The sequence below is a fragment of the Aeromonas sp. Marseille-Q7275 genome (assembly GCF_965119515.1).
This window is the reverse complement of sequence record NZ_CBCPLW010000009.1, coordinates 1-18,421: the sequence shown is the minus strand read 5'-3', so window position 1 is coordinate 18,421 and position 18,421 is coordinate 1. Positions and strand designations below refer to the sequence as shown.

Annotated in this window: 17 protein-coding genes; 10 read left to right on the top strand and 7 right to left on the bottom strand. The window is 64.3% G+C overall.

Going from position 1 to position 18,421, the window contains the following annotated elements; genetic code table 11:
• Positions 1-209 precede the first annotated feature (209 nt).
• Positions 210-1,859 (top strand): methyl-accepting chemotaxis protein, encoded by a 1,650-nt coding sequence (locus ACWPWQ_RS10125; protein ID WP_454009703.1) that lies wholly within the window; start codon positions 210-212, stop codon positions 1,857-1,859.
• Positions 1,860-2,054: 195 nt separating this feature from the next.
• On the opposite strand, the gene ACWPWQ_RS10120 is transcribed toward ACWPWQ_RS10125, so the two are convergent.
• On the bottom strand, positions 2,055-3,785 hold the full coding sequence (locus ACWPWQ_RS10120; protein ID WP_454009702.1) for a formate--tetrahydrofolate ligase: 1,731 nt from the start codon (positions 3,783-3,785) through the stop codon (positions 2,055-2,057).
• 66 nt (positions 3,786-3,851) lie between these two features.
• Here ACWPWQ_RS10120 and ACWPWQ_RS10115 point away from each other — a divergent pair, with 66 nt between their 5' ends.
• Positions 3,852-4,259 carry a hypothetical protein gene (locus ACWPWQ_RS10115; RefSeq protein WP_454009701.1) on the top strand — a complete coding sequence of 136 codons (408 nt, stop codon included), beginning with the start codon at positions 3,852-3,854 and terminating at the stop codon, positions 4,257-4,259.
• A gap of 18 nt (positions 4,260-4,277) precedes the next feature.
• On the opposite strand, the gene ACWPWQ_RS10110 is transcribed toward ACWPWQ_RS10115, so the two are convergent.
• Positions 4,278-5,180 carry a LysR family transcriptional regulator gene (locus tag ACWPWQ_RS10110; RefSeq protein WP_404838117.1) on the bottom strand — a complete coding sequence of 301 codons (903 nt, stop codon included), beginning with the start codon at positions 5,178-5,180 and terminating at the stop codon, positions 4,278-4,280.
• A 110-nt stretch (positions 5,181-5,290) separates the two neighbouring features.
• On the opposite strand from ACWPWQ_RS10110, the gene ACWPWQ_RS10105 reads away from it, so the two are divergent.
• From ACWPWQ_RS10105 to ACWPWQ_RS10090, 4 genes are all read left to right on the top strand, one after another.
• Positions 5,291-5,851, top strand: a complete 561-nt coding sequence (locus ACWPWQ_RS10105; protein ID WP_202046282.1) for a YceI family protein — start codon at positions 5,291-5,293, stop codon at positions 5,849-5,851.
• Positions 5,851-6,588, top strand: a complete 738-nt coding sequence (locus tag ACWPWQ_RS10100; protein WP_454009700.1) for a hypothetical protein — start codon at positions 5,851-5,853, stop codon at positions 6,586-6,588. The genes ACWPWQ_RS10105 and ACWPWQ_RS10100 overlap by 1 nt, the downstream gene beginning before the upstream one ends.
• Positions 6,589-6,773: 185 nt before the next feature.
• Positions 6,774-7,895, top strand: coding sequence for an adenosylhomocysteinase (locus ACWPWQ_RS10095; protein ID WP_454009699.1), 1,122 nt, complete (start codon positions 6,774-6,776; stop codon positions 7,893-7,895).
• Entirely contained in the window at positions 7,892-8,203 is a 312-nt protein-coding gene (locus ACWPWQ_RS10090; RefSeq protein WP_202046279.1) for a SelT/SelW/SelH family protein, read from the top strand. Before ACWPWQ_RS10095 ends, ACWPWQ_RS10090 begins: the two co-directional genes overlap by 4 nt.
• 57 nt (positions 8,204-8,260) lie before the next feature.
• Here the strand turns inward: ACWPWQ_RS10090 and ACWPWQ_RS10085 are convergent, their stop codons facing one another.
• Both ACWPWQ_RS10085 and pepT read right to left on the bottom strand, forming a co-directional pair.
• Positions 8,261-9,973 (bottom strand): lysophospholipid acyltransferase family protein, encoded by a 1,713-nt coding sequence (locus tag ACWPWQ_RS10085; protein WP_454009698.1) that lies wholly within the window; start codon positions 9,971-9,973, stop codon positions 8,261-8,263.
• 178 nt (positions 9,974-10,151) lie between these two features.
• The gene (gene pepT / locus ACWPWQ_RS10080) at positions 10,152-11,378 is read right to left on the bottom strand and encodes a peptidase T (RefSeq protein ID WP_139439309.1); all 1,227 of its coding nucleotides are present in this window, start codon (positions 11,376-11,378) and stop codon (positions 10,152-10,154) included.
• 33 nt (positions 11,379-11,411) lie between these two features.
• Here pepT and ACWPWQ_RS10075 point away from each other — a divergent pair, with 33 nt between their 5' ends.
• The 3 genes from ACWPWQ_RS10075 (at position 11,412) to ACWPWQ_RS10065 (ending at position 14,794) form a co-directional block, all read left to right on the top strand.
• Positions 11,412-11,648 (top strand): hypothetical protein, encoded by a 237-nt coding sequence (locus ACWPWQ_RS10075; protein ID WP_454009697.1) that lies wholly within the window; start codon positions 11,412-11,414, stop codon positions 11,646-11,648.
• 790 nt (positions 11,649-12,438) lie between these two features.
• Positions 12,439-14,340, top strand: coding sequence for a biosynthetic arginine decarboxylase (gene speA / locus ACWPWQ_RS10070; protein WP_139439311.1), 1,902 nt, complete (start codon positions 12,439-12,441; stop codon positions 14,338-14,340).
• A 265-nt stretch (positions 14,341-14,605) separates the two neighbouring features.
• Positions 14,606-14,794: a hypothetical protein gene (locus tag ACWPWQ_RS10065; protein ID WP_454009696.1), complete on the top strand. Its 189-nt coding sequence runs from the start codon at positions 14,606-14,608 to the stop codon at positions 14,792-14,794.
• A 45-nt stretch (positions 14,795-14,839) separates the two neighbouring features.
• Here ACWPWQ_RS10065 and ACWPWQ_RS10060 read toward each other — a convergent pair whose 3' ends face one another.
• Together ACWPWQ_RS10060 and ACWPWQ_RS10055 are read right to left on the bottom strand one after the other, a co-directional pair.
• Positions 14,840-15,127 carry a hypothetical protein gene (locus tag ACWPWQ_RS10060; protein ID WP_139439313.1) on the bottom strand — a complete coding sequence of 96 codons (288 nt, stop codon included), beginning with the start codon at positions 15,125-15,127 and terminating at the stop codon, positions 14,840-14,842.
• A gap of 135 nt (positions 15,128-15,262) precedes the next feature.
• On the bottom strand, positions 15,263-17,392 hold the full coding sequence (locus ACWPWQ_RS10055; RefSeq protein ID WP_454009695.1) for a putative bifunctional diguanylate cyclase/phosphodiesterase: 2,130 nt from the start codon (positions 17,390-17,392) through the stop codon (positions 15,263-15,265).
• A gap of 449 nt (positions 17,393-17,841) precedes the next feature.
• Here ACWPWQ_RS10055 and ACWPWQ_RS10050 point away from each other — a divergent pair, with 449 nt between their 5' ends.
• Positions 17,842-18,210, top strand: a complete 369-nt coding sequence (locus ACWPWQ_RS10050; protein ID WP_043130083.1) for a VOC family protein — start codon at positions 17,842-17,844, stop codon at positions 18,208-18,210.
• Between the two features lie 11 nt (positions 18,211-18,221).
• Here the strand turns inward: ACWPWQ_RS10050 and ACWPWQ_RS10045 are convergent.
• Positions 18,222-18,421 (bottom strand): DUF3955 domain-containing protein (locus ACWPWQ_RS10045; protein WP_454009694.1); only part of this gene is annotated, 200 nt, incomplete at its 5' end.

Below are 18,421 nucleotides of genomic sequence, written 5' to 3'. Positions count from 1 at the left end.
TTTTCTGAAAAAATCCTAAAGTGATGCCCGCGCGGGCCGATACAGCTCTCCGTGCCACGGGATGGCCTGTTTGGCACCCGTTTGGCCCCCTCGTTCGTGCCGATACGGATGAGGTTTGAATGACTGCTATGGATGGCAGCTAGCGTGCTCGCGCCTCGAAGGGCCGGCGCCGACGAATGCCACTTGATGACCCATATGCAGGACATGCCATGAACACCATGACGATAGGCAAGAAACTCTCCGCCGGCTTTGCCGTACTCGGCCTGATGATGGCCTTTATCGGCGGCTTTTCACTGTTTGAATTCAGCACCATGAACCGGGCCGCCATCGGATTCACCGACAGCATACTGCCCGCCGTGGTGCGCACCAGCACCCTGGGCGAGACCATCAATGCGGTGCGCCGCTACGAGCTGGATGTCTTTCTGGTAGCGGATGATCCCCAGCAGCAGGCCCATTACCGCAATGAGAGCGAGAAGAGCCTGAGGGAGGCCGGGCAGCAGATAGCGGCCCACGATGCCACCATCTGGGCGGAGGATCTGGAGGAGCGCCGCACCTTCGACATCGTCAAGGCGGACTGGGAGAAATACCTCGGCCTGCACCAGCGCATCCGGCAGATGCAGGATGCCGGTCAGATGACCGAGGCCCAGCACCTCTTCATGGGGGAGGGGATCACCCTCTACACCAACCTGGCCAAGTCGGTTGGCGACCTGGTGCGCATCAACCATGGCTATGCCGATGCCTCCCGCAAGGTGGTGGTGGGAGCGTATGACTCCGCCAAGCTGAGCGTCACCCTGGCCCTGCTGATCGGTCTGGTGCTGGTGGTCTGCCTCTCCGTGGTGCTGACCCGCCAGATCCGCGACCCGCTCATCATGCTGGCCCGCCAGGCCCAGCGCATCGCGGGCGGCGATCTCGGCAAGGGGGAGCTGCAGGAGTGGATCCGCGGCAGTCGCTTCAACCGCGACGAGCTGGGTCAGCTCGGCTCGGCCATCGACCGCATGCAGGGGTCGCTGGCGGACCTGGTGAGCGAGATAGCCGGCTCGGTGAGCCAGCTCAGCAGCGCGGTGGAGGAGGTGAGCGCCATCTCCGAGCAGTCCGCCAGGGGCATGGCCAGCCAGCAGAGCGAGGTGTCCCAGGTGGCCACCGCCATGAACGAGATGCAGTCCACCGTCAATGAGGTGGCCCGCAACACCACGGATGCCATGAGCGCGGCCAAGGATGCCTCCCGCACCTCGACCCAGGGCAACCAGGTAGTGCGCAGCGCCATCGGCAGCATAGAGCAGGTCTCCCGGCAGATTGAGCAGGCGGGCACTGTGGTGTCGCAGCTGGAAGCGGACAGCGCCAGCATCAGCATGGTGCTGGATGTCATTCGCGGCATCGCCGAGCAGACCAACCTGCTGGCACTCAATGCCGCCATAGAGGCGGCCCGGGCCGGCGAGCAGGGGCGTGGTTTCGCGGTCGTCGCGGACGAAGTGCGCTCCCTGGCCCAGCGTACCCAGGCCTCCACCGCCGAGATCAGCAAGATGATTGAGCTGCTGCAGGAGCGCACCGCCGAAGCGGGCAATGCCATGCAACTGAGCCGCCAGCAGATGCAGGAGAGCGTCGGGCTGGCACGGGAAGCGGGGGAGAGCATCGACAGCATCAACGGCGCCGTCACCCAGATCAGCGACATGAACACCCTGATCGCCACCGCCACCGAAGAGCAGAACGCGGTGACCGAGGAGCTCAACCGCAGCATAGTGAACATCCACAATGCCGCCGACGAGAACGCTCAGGGTGCTCAGCAGACCGCCCAGGCCTGTGTCGAGCTGAGCAAGCTGGCCAACAACCTGCACCATATGACCCAGCGCTTCAGCCTCTAGGGGCAAGCCGGCGAGTTGTATGGCTACTAACAACAAGGCCCCGTCCATTGGCGGGGCCTTGTTGTTTCCGACGATCTTGAGCGTGGAGGCTGTCGGCTCAGTCCGACTAGCTTGCCGTCCCCGTCGATATCGATACGGCGCTAACCGGTGGCAGGCTGTTGAGGCGGTGGCTTGGCCTGCAACTGCCACTAACCATCAGCTCAGTCCTACTATTTCGCCGTCATCGTCGATATCGATATGACGGTAGGCCGGCAGACTGCCCAGGCCCGGCATGGTCATGATGGGGCCCGCCAGGGCATAGACGAAACCGGCGCCTGCGCAGAGCTTCACCTCCTCGATGGGCACCTCGAAATCCGTCGGTACTCCCTTGAGGGCCGGATCATGGCTGATGGAGAGCGGCGTCTTGGCCACGCAGATAGGCAGCTGATCCCAGCCCTCGGCCGAGAGCCGGGCCAGCTGCTGGCGCGCCTTGTCCGAGAGCCGCACCCCGCGCCCGCCGTAGCCGCACTCCACCAGGGTGGCCAGCTTGGCCGCGAGGCTCATCTCGTTTGGGTAGAGCAGTTTGACCTGGCTCGGCTGCTCGCAGGCGGCGACCACGGCCCGGGCCAGCTCGCTGGCGCCCTTGCCCCCGTCGGTGAAGGCGTGGGAGATGGCGGCGTCACAGGCGCCGGCGGCCAGCGCCTCGCGGGCCAGCAGATCCAGCTCGGCCTGGCTATCGGTGGGGAAGCGGTTGATGGCGACCACCACGGGCACCCCATAACGGCGGGCGTTCTGGATATGCCAGGCGAGGTTGGCGCAGCCCTCTTTCAGGGTGGGCAGGTCTTCCCCCTGGAGGCTCGCCGGCAGCGGCTGGCCCGGGCGAATGTCGAGCAGGCCGCTGTTGGCCTTGAGACCGCGCACCGTGGCCACCAGCACCACGCAGGCGGGGGTGATGCCGGACTGGCGGCTCTTGATGTTGAAGAACTTCTCCAGCCCCATGTCGGAGCCAAAGCCCGCCTCGGTCACCACATAGTCGGTGAGGCCCAGGGCGATGCGATCGGCGATGACGGAGGAGTTGCCGTGGGCGATGTTGGCGAAGGGGCCGGCATGCACTAGCACCGGGGTCTGCTCCGTGGTCTGCATCAGGGTCGGCTGCAGGGCGTCTTTGAGCAGCACCGTCATGGCCCCCGCCACTTCCAGCTGCTCGGCGGTGATGGGGTTGCCGCGGTGGTCCAGCGCCAGCTGGATACGGCCGATGCGGGCGCGCAAGTCTTTCAGATCGCTCGCCAGCGCCAGAATGGCCATCAGCTCGGAGGCGGCGGTGATGACGAAGCGATCGGCACGCTCCACCCCATCGGCGGGGCCACCCTGGCCTAGGGTGAGGTGGCGCAGCGCCCGGTCATTCATGTCCAGGGTGCGCGGCCAGAGGATGTTGGCCGGGTCTATCTCGAGGCGCGGCAAACCGGTTCTGGCGCTGAACTGGTCGCCGAGTTTCTGCTCGTGGAACAGGCGGGCATCCAGGGCCGCCGCCGCCAGGTTGTGGGCGGCGCTGAGGGCGTGAAAGTCCCCGGTGAGGTGCAGGTTCATCTCCTCCATGGGCACCACCTGGGCATGTCCGCCCCCGGCGGCACCTCCCTTGACCCCGAACACGGGCCCCAGACTCGGCTGGCGTATGGTGGCTATGCTGGGCTGGCCTATGTGGTTGAGGCCCATGGAGAGCCCCAGGGTGGTGACCGTCTTGCCCTCGCCGAGGGGGGTCGGGGTGATGGCGCTCACCAGCACCAGCTTGCCTCTCTGCTTGGGCTGGGACTTGAGCAGGTCGAGACTGAGTTTGCCCTTGTGGTGGCCCTGGGGGCTGAGCTGGTGGGGCGGGATGGCGAGGCGTTCGGCCAGCGCCTGGATGGTGAGACGGGGGGACTGGCGGGAGATCTCGATATCGCTTAGCATCAGCACCTCGTTGGCATGTCAGGTCAAAGATGCGGCGAAGTCTAGAGGAATCAATAAGGTTATCCAATGAGTAATACTATTTTATCCGGCAGTCGTGAGCCCCATCAAAGCCCCATACTGCTGGACCTCAATGCCCTCTACCACCCTCCCAAGCAGCCGCTCACCGCCCTTGGCATCGTCAGCGCCTTGGTCCCGCTGTTCGGCTACGGCTGGCAGGCGATGACCCAGGATCCCGAGACCCACTTTCGCCAGGAGCTCGGCAAGCGCATCAACAAGCGCAAGACGGACGAGGCCAACCTCGCGCTGATCCTGCAACTGGCGGCCATGCTCGATTGCCACTGCCTGCACATCACCCTGCCCTATGAGCTGGGGGAGGAGCAGCTCGCCACCCTGGCGCGGCGTCTGCCGCGCTGGCGGCTGACCCAGCACAGTCTGCTGCTGGTGGCCGAGCTGCCGGTCGTCCCCACCCCCTGAGCACCCTCCGGCCCGGGCTCAGGTCTCCCTGTCCCAGTAGTGGGGAGCCAGGTAGCGCTCCTGGACGAACTCGATGAAGCAGCGCACCTTGGCCGAGACGAAACGGCGGTGCGGATAGAGGGCATAGAGTCCCACCTGTCCCTTCTCCCATTCCGGCAGCAGGGGCACCAAGGTGCCTGAGCGCAGCGCATCCCCGACGATGAAGGTGGGCTGCAAGATGATGCCCTGGTGGTCGCAGGCGGCCCGGGTCAGGGCCACCCCGTTGTTGGCGCGAAGGGGCCCCTGGGGGCGCACGCTTTGCTGCTCCCCATCCCGCTTGAAGACCCAGTCCGGCTGGGTCAGGGTATAGATGAGGCAGTCGTGCTGCTTGAGATCCTCCGGGGTCTTTGGGGTGCCCCTGCGGGCCAGGTATTCCGGGCTGGCGCACACCACCAACTTCATGGTGGCGAGCGGCTTGGCCACCAGGGAGGAGTCCGGCAGGTTGCCGATCCGCAGCGCCAGATCGAAACCCTCCTCCACCAGGGCCACCCGCCGGTCGCTGTACTCTATCTCCAGCTTGAGCTCGGGAAACCGCGTCCGAAACAGCGGCAGGGCAGGGGAGAGGTGCAGGTAGCCAAAGTCCATGGGCACAGAGAGCTTGAGGGTGCCCTGGGGTTGCTGGTTGTTGTGGGTGAGCTGGCTGTGGGTCTCTTCCAGCTCCGCCAGCAGGGCCAGGGAGCGCTGGTAGTAGAACTGGCCCGCCTCTGTGGGGTTGACCTGGCGGGTCGTGCGTGACAGCAGCCGGGTCGACAATGACTCCTCGAGCTGCTGCATCAGCTTGGAGGTCATGGCGACCGAGATGCCGAGCTGATGGGCGGCCTTGGTAAAGCTCTGGCACTCCACCACCTTGATGAAGGTGCGCATGGCGGCAATCTGATCCATATTCCACTCTCGGTTGATAATTATTTTAATAAATCGATGATTATCCATTCCTGCTCGGAGGTTAGCATGTCGGGTATCGATGTGAACCCCCTAATGAAGGAACGATCGGAATGAAAATGACCAAGGCCCTGCTGGCTTCCTGCCTGTTTATGGCGGCTCCCCTGATGGCGGCCGACTACGATGTCGATGCGGCTCACACCACAGTCCAGTTCAAGGTGGGCCACCTCGGCTTCTCCGAGCTGGTCGGCCGGTTCAACACCTTCAGCGGCACCTTCAGCATGGATGATGCCAATCCGACCGCCGCCAAGGCGAGCTTCGAAATCGACGCCGCCAGCGTGGACTCCAACCACGAGGCCCGCGACAAGCACCTGCGCAGCCCCGACTTCCTGGACGTCAAGCAGTACCCCAAGATGACCTTCGTCAGCTCCGGCTATGAAGGCACCAAGGACAAGGGCGTGCTCAAGGGCACCCTGACCCTGCACGGCGTCGCCAAGGACGTGGCCTTCGACATGGTCCACATCGGCGAAGGCAAGGATCCCTGGGGCGGCTACCGCAGCGGCTTCAACGCCACCACCACCATCAAGCGCAGCGACTTTGGCGTTAACTACATGCTGCCGGGCATTCCGGACGAGATGAGCATCAACCTGTTCGTCGAAGGCGTGCGCAAGTAATGGGCGCAGCACTCTTGCTACAGACCCTGGCGGCTCCTTTGGGGGCCGCTTTGCTGTCATGGCGCTGGCCACGGCTGGGCTACCTGTGGGGGGCGCTCGCGCTCTGGTTGGTGGGCTGCCTGCTGGGGGGCGCCTATGGCCTGCCGGTCAAGGCGTGGCAGTGGCTGCCGCTGGCCCTGCTGGTGCCCGCCATCGCGGCTCAGGTTGAGGACAAGCGCGCCGCCCTGGTGCTGTTTGCGGTACTCGGCGCCCTGGTGTGGTGGCAGGGGCTGACCTCGGTCCTCGCCATCGAGCCGCGCATCTGGCTGGCCCTGTTGCCCGCCATCGCCTGGTTCGGCTGGACGGGCTGGCGCGGTGACAGCGAGGAGGGGCTGGGCTTTGCCCTGGGCTTCATCTGGCTGGCGCTGGTCATCGGCATCGATGGCAGCCTGCTGATCGCCCAGCTGGCGGGGGCCCTGGCCGCCTTCGCCGGTTTCCGTGCCCTGCTCGGTGCCTTTGCGGGCATCAAGGTGACCCCGGCCGCCCTGGGGCTGACGCTCGCCTTCGTGCAGATGCTGGCCTGGCAATACGTGGAAGTCCCGCTGCTGGTGCTGCTGCCGGTCTGGTTGCTGCCGCCCCTGGAGTGGGCTCTGCGCAAGCGCCCGGGGTTGTCTCGTTGGGGTCTGCTGATCCTGGTGGGGGCAATCGGTGCTGGTTTGAGTCTGTGGTGGGTCTGGCCAGAGGCATCACTTTATTAATTTCTGCATGAAAAACAGGCTATTACCTTATAAATTGATGGGTTAGTCAAAGTCTGCATAGATAAAGATTGAGCCCCATGGCGCTTTCAGATAAAAAGGATTTTCAATTATCTGGACACACACAGAACCCGGCTATGCCGGGTTCTGTTTGCCTGCTTTCTCGCGGCACGCTAAGGAGGCCACAGTTGCGCAGTCAGGGATCTGAGCATCTGTTTTTTCGCCATTTCACCGAGCAGGGACGCCTCGGGGATCTCTGCATTCTGCTGGTGACCCACCTGCTTCCCGACCGGCCCCACTTCATCCAGGTGCTCGATCGGGTGGGGCGGGTCGGCGCCATCCTGCCCAAACCCAAGTCCGTTCACGGACCTACCCTGGCCTGGGCCCAGCAGCACTATCCAGTGCTGCCCCTCAATCGCCACTGGACCTCGGATCCCGAGGGCGTCATTGCCCAGATAGCCCCCCTGGTGGCCCCCCACGAGCGGCTCATCATCCTGGACATAGGCGGCTACTTCGCCAAGACCCAGGCGGTGCTCTTCGAGCACTTCGGCGAGCGCTTTCTCGGGGTGGTGGAGATGACGGAGAACGGCCATCAGCGCTATGAACAGGAGGCGCTGGCCGCCCCCGTCATCTCGGTGGCGCGCAGCCCCCTCAAGCAGGCGGAAGACATCCAGATCGGCCTGAGCGTGGTCTACTCCGCCGAGTCCCTGGCGCGGACCCTGAGGCGCACCTTCAATGTCTGCCAGGCCGCCCTGTTTGGCTATGGCAAGGTGGGGCGCAGCATCGCCCGCGAGCTGCGCTGCCGCAACCTGCATCTGGAGCTGGTGGAGACGGATGCCCTGCGCCAGGTGGAGGCGCTCTCCCACGGCTTCAAGCTGGTGAACAAGGCCGAGGCCCTCGACCGCGCCGAGCTGGTGATCTGTTGCACCGGCAACGGGGCCCTGGACATCGCCGACTTGCAGGCGCTGCGCCCCGGTGCCATGGTGGCCTCTGTCACCTCGGCGGACGACGAGTTCGCCTTCTGCCTCTCCCTGCTGCCCTGGCCGAGCGAGGAGGTGTGCCCCCATGTGCTGGCGCTCACGCGCCCGGATGGCAGCACCATCTTCCTGCTCAATCGCGGCGAGGCGGTGAACTTCGTCCACGGCGCCGTCATCGGCGAGTACGTCTATCTGGTGCTGGCGGAGATCATCGAAGGGGTGCACCAGCTGGCCGGGCAGAGGTCGGCCGCCGCCCTGCTCGAGCTGCCCCAGGCCACCATGCAGCGCATAGCCCGCCACTGGTTAACCGATTTTCATGGAGTCATCGCATGACAGAAATACAGACCTCCGTCAGCAAGCCGCGCATCGAGATCCGCTACTGCACCCTCTGCCGCTGGATGCTGCGCGCCGCCTGGCTGGCCCAGGAGCTGCTCTCCACCTTCGACAGCGAGCTCGGGGAGGTGGCGCTGGTGCCCGCCAGCAAGGGGGAGTTTCGCATCCTGGTAAACGGGATCCAGGTGTGGGACAGGGTGGCCGACGAGGGCTTCCCCGAGGCGAAAGAGATCAAGCAGCGGGTGCGGGACGTCATCGCCCCGGAGCGCGATCTTGGTCACGCAGATCGCAAGCCCGCAGCCGAATAAGGCAACCACACAGTGCAAAAGGGAGGCGACAGCCTCCCTTTTTGTTTGCCATGGCGGCTAACCTGCGGCCTCTGCCCGGGCGGGTTGGCCGATATAGCGGGCCCGCTTGTGGGGCTTGATGCGGCTCACGTCCACCCACACCAGACCGTCGATGCAGTGGTTGAAGTCGGGGTCTATGCCAAAGTCCATGAACTGCACGCCCCCCGGCTCGCACAGCTCGGAGTATTGCTTGTAGAGGGTGGGGATGGCGCAGCCCAGGTGATCGAGGCGGGCCTTGAGCGCCTGGAGATCGCTGCCGTAATCGCGCCCCTCGAACAGGGGCGCCGTCTCGGGATAGGGGCGGCGCGAGGGGGCCAGGGCCAGCTCGGGGGCGAAGTGCTGGCGGTAGAAGGCCACCAGCAGATCCTTGGCCGCCGGCGGCAGGCTGCCGGAGAGGGTCACGGGTCCGAACAGATACCGATACTGGGGGTAGCGGGCCAGGTAGGCCCCTATGCCAAACCAGAGATAATCGAGCCCCCGCTTGCCCCAGTAGGCGGGCTGGATGAAGCTGCGGCCAAGCTCGATGGCAAGTTCCAGCCGGGGCAGCAGCCTCTCTTCAAACCCGAACAGGGTGTGGCTGTAGAGGCCGCTCACCCCTTTGCGCGCCAGCAGCTCGGCCACGGGGGCGAAGCGGTAGGCCCCTATGATGTCGAGGCGGGCCGGATCCCAGAGGATGAGGTGGTGGTAGTCATCGTCGAAGGCATCGAGATCCCGCCGCCTGCCCGAACCTTCCCCCACGGCGCGAAACGCGATCTCCCTAAGGCGCCCCAGCTCGCGCAGGATCACAGAGTGGCCCTGCTCGTGGCGACGATAGAGCAGGATGCGCTGGCCATCCGGGGTCTGCCCGAGCAGCTCGCAGCCGTCCATGGCCTGCTTGAGCTGGCGGCGCTCCTCCGGCAGGGCGATGGGGGCCTCGGTCGCCAGGGGGCCCTTCTTCCCCTTGCCGAGGCGATAGAGATGGCGGCGCACCAGGGCGGCGGCGGTCTTGGGGGCGAGCTCCCCGAGGCTCTGGGGCGGGATGCGCTCCCCCAGGGTGAGGGAGATGCGTCGCCCCTGCTGGCGAAACAGCTGGCGCACCAGCAGCAGGGCGGAGGCGGGCTTGTGGAGCCAGGAGGCGAGATAGAAGGGGAGGCCGTTGCGCCCGTCCAGATGGATGGGCACCAGGGGGGTGCGGGTGCGCCTGGCCAGCTTGATGAAGCCCCCCTGCCAGGGACCGTCCTTCACCCCCTTGGGGCCGAGGCGCGACACCTCGCCAGCGGGGAAGATGATGAGGGCTCCCTCCTGGGCCAGGTGTTCCCCCATGGCCAGGATGGCGCGTCGGTCGGTCTTGCCCCCCAGGTTGTCCACCGGCAGCAGCAGGGGACGCAGGGGGGCAATCTGTGCCAGCAGCTGGTTGGCCACTATCTTGACGTCGGGGCGGATGCGGCCGAGCAGGCGCAGCAGGGCCAGCCCGTCCAGGGATCCTATGGGGTGGTTCGCGACTATCATGACCCGGCCGCTGGCGGGGATGTTCTCGAGCTCGGCCTCGCTCACCCTGTAGTCAAAATCGAGGGCGCCGAGGGCCTGCTCGACGAAGTCGAGGCCGCGCAGGTGAGGATGGCGCTCGGCAAACTCGGCGAAGGCCTCCTCGTTGAGCAGCCAGCTCAGCCCCTGCCGGAGCAGGGGACGGATCAGGGGTTGGGTGGCGAGGCGGGGCAGATGCTGCCCCAGCAGGGTATCGACGTTGAACATGGGCAAGGCTCCGCGGAACGTTGCCTCAGGGTGTCGCGCCCCGGTTTCCCCTTTGTGGCAGCGCCGTGACGGTTTGATGACTTGGGGCTGAGAGCCCCGCTCATACCACCGTTATTGCTCCCGCCAGGCCCCGCTTATACCGCCGCTATTACTCCCATCCAGCCCACTCAGGAGCGCGTCACTGCTCCCGCCAGGCCGAGGTGAGCCGCACCAGGGCCACCAGGGTGGCGACCGCCTTCTCCATGGATTGCAGCGGGATGAACTCGTGCTTGCCGTGGAAGTTGTGGCCACCCGTGAAGAGGTTGGGGCAGGGCAGACCCATGAAGGAGAGGCGGGCGCCGTCGGTGCCGCCGCGAATGGGCTTGATCCTGGGGACCACGTCGGCGGCCTCCATGGCGGCCCTGGCCAGCTCGACGATGTGCATGTGCGGCGCTATCTGGCTGCGCATGTTGCGGTAGTTGTCCTCTATCTCAAGGGTGATGCGCGCCTTGGGGTTGTCCAGCTGCAGGGAGGCGACCCGCTCCTTGAGCTGGGCCTTGCGGGCGGCGAAGCAGTCATCGTCGAAGTCGCGGATGAGGTAGTGCAGTGTGCTCTCCTCCACCGTGCCCTCCATCCGGGCCAGGTGGAAGAAGCCTTCGTACCCTGCCGTGCACTCCGGGGTTTGCTCGGGGGGCATCTCGGCGTGGAAGCGGGCGGCCAGGGTCTGGCTGTTGATCATGCTGCCCTTGGCGGTGCCGGGGTGCACGTTGTTGCCGATGAAGCGCACTGTGGCGCTGGCGGCGTTGAAGTTTTCATACTCCAGCTCGCCGAGTTCACCGCCATCCACGGTATAGGCCCACTTGGCCGGAAATCTCTCCAGGGGGAACAGATCGGCGCCGCGGCCTATCTCCTCGTCCGGGGTGAAGCCTATCCAGAGATCCCCGCGGGGGATCTCGGGGTGGGCCAGCAGGTACTGGGCGGCGGTGAGGATCTCGGCGATGCCCGCCTTGTCGTCGGCCCCCAGCAGGGTGGTGCCGTCCGTGGTGATGAGATCCTGCCCCAGGTAGTTTTTCAGGCAGCGGTACTGGCGAATGGCCAGCACCTCGTCCCCCTTGCCGAGGCAGATGTCGCCTCCCTGATAATTCTCAATGAGCTGGGGCACCACCTGTTCTGCCTCGTAATCGGCGGTGTCCATGTGGGCGATGAGCCCGATGGCGGGCGCCTGTGGCTGGTTGCCGGGCAGGCAGGCGGTGAGGTAGCCGTGCTCATCCAGGGTGACCTGGGTCAGCCCAAGCTGGGTCATCTCCTCGCAGAGGGCGCGGGCGAAGACGATCTGGCCCTCGCTGCTGGGACAGGCAGGATTGGTCGCATCGGAGCGGGTATGAAAAGTCAGGTAACGCAGAAAACGCTCAAGCAGGGTATCCATTGGCAGGCCTCAAACCACAAAAGAGGCACCATTGTGGACAAGACGGCCGGGCTGATTATTGCGTCAGCGCAGTTTTTGATGGATTTGTCGGACCCGGATCCCGGGGGGACGCTGGGGAAGGGGGCTCAATTCGAGGGCTTTGTGAATAAAAATTCCGAATTTAAAACTCATCATGCATATGCGAAAGGGCTGAATTTCCCCCCGGCCCAGCAGTGGCAAGGGGTCGGGAAAAATGGCCGGTTCCCCTGTTATTTTCAGGGCCTATCCTGAGCGGCCTCATCCCTCGCCATCCCAGAGCCAGCCTTGCTGGCAGCAAGATTTGGCCCATCGATCAAAACCCGTTTTTTAACACGATTTTTTATTGTCAGTGGCGCCGGTAAGTGTGTACACTCCGCGCCGATCCGAGGGTAACCCTGAGCAGGCAGAGGCCGCCAGACACCGACAGGATCAGACGCCTATAGGGCGAGGCACGCAGAAACGACAGACACTGCTGGGGAATGGTTTCTTTAATACCGGTTAGGCTCCGGTATCAGGGAGAACAACAGACTCTCATCACCTACTGACCGAGTGGGCCAACGGCTCATCATCTTCCCTTGTCATGGGCGGTCACTGGCGTTGAGCGGGCTGTGGTGGTTGTCGTTCATCAACACGCGTGCGTGCTGACGTCTACCCTTCTCTTCCTTGAACCTCTCTCCTTTTGTCGGGATGGCTGCCGAATGATGAACGAACGGCGTGGCTGATGCCGGTTGTCATCAAAGTACCGCGGCGCCCCATTACAGTGGCACCGCATACCGTTGAGCTTGATGTAAAGCCACCAGCCCCACATCAAGACTCGTTACTTCCCAAGATCCACCAGGCAGCCTTGGCTTGCCGCGATGTGCAACAGAGGATCTGGCTGCGACAAGGCCCAGGGTCAGGCAACAACGCCTGCCGCCGCCGGCCGTGACGCACCGGGTGCCCGCAGGCAGCCCTTGCGCGCCGCATGTTGCAATCGATGGTCTGGATGTGATTGAGGGTAACGAAGGCGGCCTTCTGGCCGCTCATTTGCGAGGCATAGCCCATGACTAACTGGTCCAGCAAGGACTCCTTGAAGGTCTACAACGTTCCCTACTGGGGTGCGGGTTTTTTCAATATCAATGACGCCGGTCATGTGACCGTCTCCCCCGACAAGTCTCGTCCCGGGGCGCATATCGTGCTGTCCGAGGCCATCGAACAGCTGCGCCAGTCCGGACTGACTACCCCGGTATTGCTGCGTTTCCCCGACATCCTCAAGAGCCGGGTCGATGCGCTGTTCAACGCCTTCGGTCAGGCCATCGAGAAGTCAGGCTATGAAGGGGACTACCTGTGCGTTTACCCGATCAAGGTAAACCAGCAGCGTCGCGTCATCGAGACCATCAGTCAGTCCTACAGCGACAAGCCGCGGCTTGGGCTGGAGGCCGGCTCCAAACCGGAGCTGCTGGCCGTGCTGTCCCATCATCATGAGCAAGGGTCCGTCATCGTCTGCAACGGTTACAAGGACCGCGAATACATCCGCCACGCCCTCTTGGGCAACCTGATGGGCCACAAGGTCTACATAGTGGTGGAGAAACCCTCCGAGCTGGAAATGGTGCTGGACGAGTCAGTTCGCCTCAACATCAAGCCCAACATCGGGGTGCGCGCCAAGCTCGCCTCCACCGGCTCCGGCATGTGGGAATCGAGCGGCGGCTCCATGTCCAAGTTCGGCCTCTCCGCCTCCCAGATCCTGGCGCTGGTGGAGCGTCTGCGCAGCCTCGGCAAGCTGGACTGCCTGCAACTGCTGCACTTCCACCTGGGCTCCCAGATAGCGAACATCCGCGACATCCAGGGCGGCATCCGCGAGTGCGGCCGCTTCTATGCCGAGCTGCGTCGCCTCGGCGTGCCCATCGACGTGGTCGATGTGGGCGGCGGCCTGGGTGTGGACTATGAGGGCACCCGCTCCCAGAGCCACTGCTCCGCCAACTACAGCCTCTCCGAGTACGCCAACAACGTGGTGTGGGGCATAGGCGATGTGTGCCGCGAGTTCGACCTGCCGCACCCGACCATCATCAGCGAGTCCGGCCGTGCCCTGACCGCCCACCACGCCGTGCTGGTCACCAATCTGATTGGTGCCGAAGGGGTGGAAGTGAACGACATCCATGCGCCGGATGAAGACGCCCCGACCATTTTGCAGAACATGTGGAAAGGCTGGCTGGACCTGCGCGGGGAAGATCCCTCCCTGCTGGAGATCTTCCACGACTCTGTGGCGGATCTGGGGGATGTGAACGCCCAGTTCACCATGGGGCTCTTGAACCTCGAGCAGCGCGCCTGGGCCGAGATGCTGCACCAGAACACCTGCCTGGCGCTCAAGGAGCTGCTCAACCCGGTCAACCGCAACCACCGCGCCCTGGCCGACGAGCTCTCCGAGAAGCTGGCAGACAAGTGCTTCGCGAACTTCTCCCTGTTCCAGTCCCTGCCCGATGCCTGGGGCATAGGTCAGGTGTTCCCCGTGATGCCGCTCACCGGCCTCGAGCGTCCGCTCACCCGCCGCGGCATCCTGATGGACATCACCTGTGACTCCGACGGTCAGGTGGAGCACTACGTCGACGGTCTGGGTGTCGAGAGCACACTGCCGATGCCGGAGTATGGCGAGAACGAAGAGTGCCACGTCGGCTTCTTCCTGGTGGGTGCCTACCAGGAGATCCTGGGGGATCTGCACAACCTGTTCGGTGACACCCACTGCGCGGAAGTGTGGCTGGACGAGGAAGGCAAGATGGACATCCGCAACGTGGTGCGCGGCGACACCGTCGACCAGCTGCTGCGTTACGTCAACATCGACCCCTCCGTGATCCGCGAGAACTACCAGCGGATCGTCTCCCACCCGGCGCTGGACGACGCGACCCGCAAGGCCCTGCTCGACGAGCTGGAGCTGGGTCTGCAAGGCTACGCCTACCTGGAAGACGAATAAGCCAGCGGCTTGTTTCCCCGTCGGTCAAAAGACGGGAATGAAAAACGGCGCCTTCGGGCGCCGTTTTTGTTGCGCCATTCGCACGGCGGGGAGCAGAGGGGGGCTGCTTCCTCCTGGCAGGAGACATCTGGGACTGCTCAGACCCGGGATCCGGCCACTATCCACCTCTGCCCCTCATCTCCCTTGATCCAGGTCAAAGGGGACTCGGGCCGGTTATTTTACGGTCAGGAGTGATGTTGTCGGGATGTAACATAAGGATGTGCGTATGGAACTCAAAAAGGATCCGAGATGCTATACCGACGTCTGTATCGACGGTAAGTGGTATCACTACGATCACTGCAGCACCCAGGTCTACATGCTGATGGGGGGCGCCGCGCCCAGCCTGCAACTGACCTGTGAGCCCGGCAGCGAAGAGGAGCTGATCGCCATGCTCCAGCAGCTGACCCGCAGCTGACGGTCTGTCGGCCATCTGGCGCCTTGCCCCGATGGCCCGCTTTGCTCAGCCCGCCTTGCGGCCAATGATCTGTTTGCCCATCTCCAGCATCGCCGTCGCCGCGGCATAGCTCTCGTCTGACTTGCCTATCTCGTCCGCCACATAGAGAAAGTCTGACTTGTACTTCTCCACCGCCTCGCGGGGCGTGGCCGCGTCAATGAAATCCTCTTCCACCTCGAACCCTTGCGCCAGCAGCGCTTCCTTCTCGATGAGGAAGGTGGGGGAGGCCATGTCGACATAGGTGTATTGCTGACGACGGGAGGCGGGGACGCTGAAGAACTGGTATCTGGCCATCGGGTGTTGCTCCTCTGAACGGGGGGTCTGCTATGGGGAACACTCGACGCGCCCGACAAGAAAAGGAGCATTCGAGTCTTGTGGCAGACTACCTTGCGCCGTGAAGGAGCGCAATCGGGCAGATGATTGCCCCGATCATACGGGCGCACGCCTCACCCATTCGTCAGGCGAGCACACCCTCCAGCGCGAGCCGGGGGCATCGGGGGCACAGCGGGCAAGCAACTGCTCCCCCGCCATGGGGCGCCCCAGCAGATAGCCCTGCAGGGTGTCGCAGCCGAGCTGGGTCAGCAGGGTGCGCTGCTCCGGGGTCTCTACCCCTTCGGCCACGATGCGCATTCCCAGGGCCTGGCCCAGGGCTATGATGGCGCCGATGATGGTGGCATCGTCGCCTCCCTGCTCCAGGGTGGTGACGAAGCCCTTGTCTATCTTGAGCTCGTTGGCGGGGAAGCGCTTGAGGTAGAGCAGGCTGGAGTAGCCGGTACCGAAGTCATCGATGGAGATGCCTAGCCCCAGCTCTGCCAGGCGATTGAGGATGGTCAGGCTCTCCTCGGCGTTTTGCATGGCGGTGGATTCGGTGATCTCCAGGGTGAGGTGGCGCGCCTCGAGCCGGTGGCGGGAGAGGGCAGCCTCCACCACCTCCAGCAAGCCGGGGCTGGCCAGCTGTATGGTGGAGAGATTGACCGCCACACTCCAGTCGTGATGACCCGCCTCCCGCCAGGAGCTCATCTGACGGCAGGCCTCGTCGATGACCCAGTTGCCGATGGGGATGATGAGCCGGGTCTTCTCCGCCAGGGGCAGGAAGCTGGCCGGTGAGATGGCGCCATGTTCCGGATGCTGCCAGCGCAGCAGCGCCTCGGCGCCGACCACCTGGCCGCTGCGGGCGTCGTACTTGGGTTGATAGTGCAGGGCGAGCTCCCCCCGCTCCAGGGCATGGCGCAGCTCCTTTTGCAGCAGGAACTGCTGGTGGGCGTTGGCATTCATGGCGCTGTCGAAGTAGTAGTAGTCGTTGCGCCCCCGCTCCTTGGCGTAGTACATGGCGGCATCGGCGTTGAGGATCAGCTCGTGCAGGCTGGTGCCATCCTGGGGATAGACGGCGATGCCGATGCTGGCGGTGATGTGCAGGCTGTGGTGCTCCCAGGGGTAGGGCTGGGCCAGGGCTGCCAGCAGCCGCTCGGCGAAGGCGGTGGTCTGGGTGATATCCCCCGGCGCCAGGGCCAGCACGAACTCGTCGCCGCCAAAGCGCGAGGCGGTGTCGCTCCCCCCAAGCAGCCCGGTGATGCGCGCCGCCACCTCGGCCAGCAGCAGGTCACCGGTGTGGTGACCGTGGGCATCGTTGATGATCTTGAAGCCGTCGAGATCGAGAAACAGCAGGGAGAAGCTGCGCTGGCTGTGCTGACACTCCTGGATGCGCTGCTCCAGCCGGTCGGCAAACAGCAGCCGGTTCGGCAGCCGGGTCAGGCTGTCATGAAGCGCCAGCTTGAGCAGCTCGTCGTGAGCCAGGTGCAAGGAGGTCGAGAGGCGCGCGGCGTGGGCATCCAGCAGGGAGAGCACCAGGGCGATGGCGAACACCGCCAGGGTCACTATGATGACCACGGTCGCCAGCCACTGGGTATCGAGGCCGGTATAGAGGGCGCCGCACAGGCTCCCTTCCGGGAACTGGGCCGCCGCCATGCCGGTGTAGTGCATGCCGATGATGGCGGCCCCCATCACCAGGGAGGCGAGGGCCTTGCGAAAGAAGGCGCGCGGCGTGCTGTTGCGCAGGCGAAACGCTATCCAGAGCGCGGCGCCGGAGGCGAGCACGGCGATCAGGATGGAGAGCACGAAGAGGCCGCGGTGGTAATGAATGCCGGGATCTATCTTCATGGCCGCCATGCCGATGTAGTGCATGGTGGCGATGCCGGCCCCCATCAGCAGGGCGCCCCCCGCGACGTGAGGCCAGGGCAGCTCGGGGCGGCTCACCAACCAGAGCGCGAAGGCCGAGGAGCCGATGGCCGCCACCAGGGAGAGGCCGGTGAGGGTCAGATCGTAACCGAGCGCTATGGGCAGGTTGAAGGCGAGCATGCCGATGAAGTGCATGGACCAGATGCCAAGCCCCATGGCGAAGGCGCCCCCCGCGAGCCAGAGGGCGGCGGCCCGTCCCTGACTCTGGCTCACCCGGCTCGTCATGTTCAGCGCCGTGTAAGAGGCGAGCACCGCCACCAGGATGGAGAAAAACACCAGATCCTGGCTGTAATAACTGTCGAGCATGGGGTGGGTCGCGGTCACTGTCACTCACTCTGGGATGAAAAACGGCCTGAGCCATGGCCGGACTGGAGAGGAAAATCGGGCTGGGGATTGTACACCAGAGGTGCCCCAAACCGGCCAGCGATACGTACCAAAATGGACCCTGGATCAGAGTAAAAGCACTGAATTTATCCCCCGATGGCAAGGCCCTCCCACGCCCAGTCCAAAGGCGGGTTCCAAATTTTCCCGCTTGAAAAGCAGGGATATGACCACAATGGTATCTGTCATCACGGCACTACCTGTGCCGATGCGCATCTTGCCCAGTGGCCGTCGCCCCACCCCCCTTGGCTGTGTCGTCGCCCTGCGGGGGACGAGAATGTGCTATTTCCTGATAAAATAGATAGTTAGATGACTCCTTGTGCACCATTCCACAGTTTCCGTTGGGGTGGGCGGCTATGATGGGGTGGCAATCACCACCACAGGGAGCAAGCATGATCAGCCATATCGACCATCTGGTATTGACGGTCAGCGACATAGAGCGGGCGGTGGGGTTTTACAGCCGCGCCTTCAAGATGGAGCCCATCACCTTCGGGGCGGGGCGCCGGGCCCTGCGCTTTGGCAATCAGAAGATCAATCTGCAGTTGCTGGGGGAGGAGCCGCGCAACCGGGCTCAGGTGGGCTCTGGGGATCTCTGCCTCATCACCCGCTGGCCCCTGGATCAGGTGATGGCCCAGCTCGCGAGCCAGGGGGTCGAGATAGTGGAGGGGCCGGTGACGAAGAGCGGTGCCTGCGGCCCCATCGAATCTGTCTATTGCCTGGATCCGGATCGGAACCTCATCGAGATCAGCCGCTATCGCTGAGCCCCGATGCATCAGGGCCGGTTTTCTTCCCCTTTGGCGAGGGCCCTGCGCAGCAGAGGGCGCAAGTTGAGCACCATGCCGCTGAAGAGCAGCAGATAGCCGAGGGGCAGCAGGGCAAAGGGCTCGTGCAGGAATCCCTGTGCATCCACTGTGGTGCCTGCGAGGTTGAAGGCCACAAAGCAGCCGAGCCCGGCCAGGATCAGGAGGGCGC